Genomic DNA, 4,072 nt, shown 5'->3' with positions numbered 1-4,072 from the left:
GTGTCGACTCTATCAGATCCTTTCGGGCCTGACTCCCGGTCAACTCGGGTTGTCTTCGCGGCTGTTGGGCCGTTCCGACGTCCAGAACCTTAGCGGATTTCCCCGGCGGCTCATAATCGAGCCGGTGGAATTGAATTCGGGCACACGAAGGCGCGCCTCATTCGACCCCGATGGGAATCGTGCGTTGGTTTGGTGTGCCGCTCGAAGCGGCGAGAGTGGCTGCCGCAGAACCGTTCCGGCTCCGTGACAACTCGAAGTACCTTACGCACCGCTCGGGGGCGTGTCAACTCCGAGTTCGACACGCTGCAGGACCCGGGTCAGGAGCTCGCCCAGAACACCGCGCTCCTTGGTGGAGAGGTCCTGCAGCAGGTCCTCCTCGAAGCTCGTGGCCAGCTCCATGGCGTCCAGCCACTTCTGCCGGCCGGCGTCGGTGATGCCGACGATCACCCGTACGCGGTTGTTCTCGTCGCGGTCCCGGGTGACGAGCCCCTCCTGCACCATGCGGTCGATGCGGTGGGTCATCGCGGCGGGCGTGAGGCCGAGCTCCCTGGCGAGGTCGCCGGGGCCCATGCGGTAGGGCTGGCCCGAGAGGACCAGCGCCTTGAGGACCTCCCACTCCGTATTGCTGATGCCGAGGGTCGCGGTCTGCCGCCCGTACGCCACGTTCATGCGGCGGTTGAGGCGGCCGAGGGCCGAGACGATCTGCTCGACCTGGGGGTCGAGGTCGGCGAATTCGCGCTGGTAGGCCGCGATCTGTTCGTCGAGGGTCGGTTCGCTCGCCGGTCCGGTGGAGCCGTCGGTGTCAGGCATGCCCCGGAGTATGGCACGCCCCCACTTTGCATTTAAGACCTTCGATGCTTAGTCTTTAGCTCTGAACTTTAGCTTTGAAGTCTTCAGGGTCGAAGGTCCCGAACCGACGGGACCTTCGGACGTTCCCGGACGTTCCTCGGACTTCCCCTCTCCAGAAGGCAGGTGAGCAGTGACCCGGGCGATGGGTGCCGCGATGCGGCGGATCCACGTGGGCAACGCGCTGAGCGCGTTCGGCCTCGGCTTCACCGTTCCGTTCCTCTACGTCTACGTGGCGCAGGTGCGGGAGCTCGGTGCGACCACGGCGGGGCTCGTGCTCGCCGTCTTCGCGGTGGCCGCGCTTGTGGTGCTGCCGTTCACCGGGCGTGTCGTCGACCGGCGCGGTCCGCTGCCGGTGCTGCTTGCCGCCCTGGTCACGGCCGCCGTCGGTGCGCTGAGCCTCGGGCTCGCGAGCGAGGCGCAGCCCGTGATGCTCTCGGCGGCGCTGCTCGGGGCCGGGCAGGCCGTGATGCAGCCTGCGCTCGCCACGATGATCGTGGAGTGCTCGACCGCCGAGACCCGGACGCGGGCCTTCGCCACTCAGTTCTTCCTGCAGAACCTCGGGCTCGGTGTCGGCGGTCTGCTCGGCGGGCAGATCGTCAAGCACGAGCGGCCGAGCGATTTCACGCTGCTCTTCGCCATCGAGGCGTCCATGTTCCTGCTGCTCGTCGTGGTCATGGCGACCGTGCGGCTGCCGCGGCAGGCTCGGATCGCCGATGCGACGCCGCAGAGCAGCGGTGGCGGTATGAAGCAGCTGTTCAAGCACCGGGCGATGGTGCAGTTGTGCGCGCTCGGCTTCGTGATGTTCTTCGCCTGCTACGGGCAGTTCGAGTCCGGGCTCTCGGCCTACGGCGTGGAGGCGGCCGGTATCTCGCCGTCCACCCTCGGCCTTGCGCTCGCGGCCAACACCGGCGCGATCGTCCTCGCCCAGTTCGTGGTGCTGCGGTTCGTCGAGCGGCGCAGGCGGACCAAGGTGATCGCCTCGGTGGGGCTGCTGTGGGCCGTGGCCTGGGCCTTCGCCGGGTACGCGGGGCTCGGGCACGGCAGCCAGGCGATGGCGACGGCCGCGTTCATCTCCACGTACGTCCTGTTCGGGCTCGGTGAGGCGATGCTCTCGCCGACCGTGGCACCGCTGGTGGCGGATCTCGCGCCGAGCGGGATGGTCGGTCAGTACAACTCGGCGTTCGCGCTGGTCAAGCAGCTGGCCCTGGCGGTCGGGCCCGCGATCGGCGGACCGATGGGGGCGAGTCTGCACGGCCCGTACATCGTGACGTTCATCCTCTTCTCGCTCGGGATCACCGTGCTCGCGGTGAAGCTGGGCAAGAAGCTGACGCCGGTGCAGAACAATCCCTGGGCCGTACGGCAGGCTGCCGCGCGCGCCCAGGCGGAGCCGGTGGACGGAGCGCGGCCCGCTGAGGCCGTGGCCGTGGGTGCCTGACGGACGCCGCCGTTGCCTGACGGACTCCGTGGGTCTGTGACGGACTCCGTGGGTGCCTGACGGGACGTATCACTTCAGCTCGAACTCGCACCACACCGTCTTGCCGCCGCCGGGTGTGCGCCGGGAGCCCCAGTTCGAGGCGATCGTGGCGATGATCGCGATGCCGCGGCCCGCCTCGTCCGCGGGTTCCGCGCGGCGGCGCAGCGGGAGGTGGTCGTCGCCGTCGGTGACCTCGATGACCAGGCGGCGGTCGGTGCGGCGCAGGCGGAGCCGCATCGGCGGGGTGCCGTGCTGCAGGGAGTTCGCGACGAGTTCGCCGGCCGCGAGGACGCCGTGCTCGCAGAGGTCGCTGGGGAAGCGCCAGCTGGCGAGGACGCCGGTGGCGAAGGCGCGGGCGCGGGGTGCGGCCTCGACGCCGCCGAGCAGGTCGAGCGAGGCGCCGTGGAACAGCTCGGCCTCGGGGCCGGTGCGCTGGGGGTGCTGGAGGACGAGCACGGCCACGTCGTCGTCGTGGTCGGCGGTGATGTTGAGGGCGCGCAGCAGGCGGTCGCAGATCACCTGCGGGGTGCCGCTGGCGCCGGCGAGGGCGCGTTCCACGAGGTCGACGCCGTGGTCGATGTCCTCGCCGCGGCGTTCGACCAGGCCGTCGGTGTAGAGGACGGCGGTGGAGCCGGGGGTGAAGGGCAGGGTGCCGGAGGTGTGCTGCCAGCCGCCGGTGCCGAGCGGGGGTCCGGTGGGCTCCTCCGCGCGGTGCAGTTCGCCGTGCTCGTCGCGTACGAGGACGGGGAGGTGGCCGGCCGAGGCGTACGTGAGCAGGCCTTCGTGCGGGTCGTGGATCGCGTAGACCATCGTGGCGATCTGGCTGGCGTCGATGTCGGAGGCGAGGCCGTCGAGGAGCTGGAGCACCTCGTGCGGCGGCAGGTCGAGCTTGGCGTAGGCGCGTACGGCGGTGCGGAGCTGCCCCATGACGGCGGCGGCGCGGACCCCGCGGCCCATGACGTCGCCGATGACGACGGCGGTGCGGCCGCCGCCGAGGGTGATCACGTCGTACCAGTCGCCGCCGACGGCCGTGTCCGCGCCGCCGGGCTGGTAGGTGGCGGCGATGCGCAGGTCGTCGGGCTGTTCGAGTTCCTGTGGCAGCAGTGAGCGCTGCAGGGTGACGGCGGCTTCGCGGTGGCGGCGCTCGCTGGCGCGCAGCCGCTCTGCGGCCTCCGCGTGGTCGGTGACGTCGGCGGCGGAGACGAGGACGCCGCCGCCTTCCGTGGTGTTCAGCGGGGTGCAGGTGAACGTGTACGAGCGGCCCGTGGGCACCTTGCGGGACTTGACCGTGCGGGGCTTTCCGCTGCGCAGCACCTGGTCGAGGAGCGGGAGCAGTCCGAGTTCGCGCAGCTCGGGCAGCGCGTCCTCGGCGGTGGCGCCGGTGGGGCGCGCTCCGAAGGCGGCCGCGTAGGCGTCGTTGACGTAGGCGATGCGGTGGTCGCGGCCGTGCACCAGGACGACGAGGTCGGTGATGTGGTCGAGGATCTCGCGGACCGGCAGTTCGTCCACATCGGGGGTCGGTGCGTCACAGCCGCGCTCGGCCCGGGCGGCCGGCACGGAACCCCGGTCGGAGCGCGCTGCGGCGCGGCGCTGTGTACCGGGGAGCCTGGCGCTCCAGCGCGTGAAGTTCACGGAGGGAAGCCTCATGTCGGGTGGGCAGGTGGGTGCCCGTGGGTCGTGGCGGGTCGGTGGTGGTGCTTCGGGGGTCGTGCGGTCGTGCTTCGGGGGTCGTGCGGTCGTGCTTCGGGG

General features: G+C 70.9%; 3 protein-coding genes. 1 reads left to right on the top strand and 2 read right to left on the bottom strand.

Annotated features, from left to right (window positions below):
* Positions 1–261: 261 nt before the first annotated feature.
* A complete protein-coding gene (locus ACLF6P_RS00765) occupies positions 262–810 on the bottom strand; it encodes a MarR family winged helix-turn-helix transcriptional regulator (RefSeq protein WP_415947296.1) in 549 nt (182 codons plus the stop codon).
* Between the two features lie 181 nt (positions 811–991).
* On the opposite strand from ACLF6P_RS00765, the gene ACLF6P_RS00760 reads away from it, so the two are divergent.
* On the top strand, positions 992–2,284 hold the full coding sequence (locus ACLF6P_RS00760) for an MDR family MFS transporter (RefSeq protein WP_415947297.1): 1,293 nt from the start codon (positions 992–994) through the stop codon (positions 2,282–2,284).
* Positions 2,285–2,353: 69 nt separating this feature from the next.
* Here the strand turns inward: ACLF6P_RS00760 and ACLF6P_RS00755 are convergent, their stop codons facing one another.
* Positions 2,354–3,955 (bottom strand): ATP-binding SpoIIE family protein phosphatase, encoded by a 1,602-nt coding sequence (locus ACLF6P_RS00755; RefSeq protein WP_415947295.1) that lies wholly within the window; start codon positions 3,953–3,955, stop codon positions 2,354–2,356.
* Between the last annotated feature and the right edge of the window lie 117 nt (positions 3,956–4,072).

It is taken from the genome of Streptomyces lothianensis, from assembly GCF_047779955.1.
Taxonomy (GTDB): Bacteria; Actinomycetota; Actinomycetes; order Streptomycetales; family Streptomycetaceae; genus Streptomyces.
The sequence above is the reverse complement of the archived record's forward strand: the minus strand, read 5'-3'. Positions and strand labels throughout refer to the sequence as shown.

Coding starts and splice junctions, on each gene's coding strand:
- ACLF6P_RS00765 (WP_415947296.1), bottom strand. CDS start 810: ATGCCTGACACCGACGGCTCCACCGGACCGGCGAGCGAACCGACCCTC.
- ACLF6P_RS00760 (WP_415947297.1), top strand. CDS start 992: ATGGGTGCCGCGATGCGGCGGATCCACGTGGGCAACGCGCTGAGCGCG.